The following is a 332-nucleotide window of genomic DNA, read 5'->3' as shown; positions in this document are numbered from 1 at the left end:
CTTTACGGTCAGCAGCACCACGGGCACGGCCATCACCGTGAGCAGCGCCGTGGTGAACGCAACGCTCAAGACCGTCACGCTCACGCTCAGCCGCGCCGTGGCCAACGCAGAGGTGCTGAGCGTCAGCTACGCCAAACCCGCGACCGGCAATGGGGTCCAGGATGCCGCCGGCAACGCCGCAGAAAACTTCAGCGACCAGGCGATTAGCAACAACACACCGGACACCACGGCCCCGGTGATCCACACCGCCACGGTCACCGGCGACGAACTGGTGCTCACGTACACGGAAGCGAACACCCTGGACGCGGCTGCGCTCACGGGCAACGCAGGCT

At 66.3% G+C, this 332-nt stretch carries 1 protein-coding gene; it reads left to right on the top strand.

Annotated elements, in window-relative coordinates:
• A partial coding sequence (locus VTU_RS28395; RefSeq protein WP_010107089.1) for a SwmB domain-containing protein occupies positions 1–332 on the top strand: 332 nt, incomplete at both ends.

Source organism: Verminephrobacter aporrectodeae subsp. tuberculatae At4, from assembly GCF_000193225.1.
GTDB lineage: Bacteria > Pseudomonadota > Gammaproteobacteria > Burkholderiales > Burkholderiaceae_C > Acidovorax > Acidovorax aporrectodeae.
This window is presented reverse-complemented; position numbering and strand designations above follow the sequence as displayed.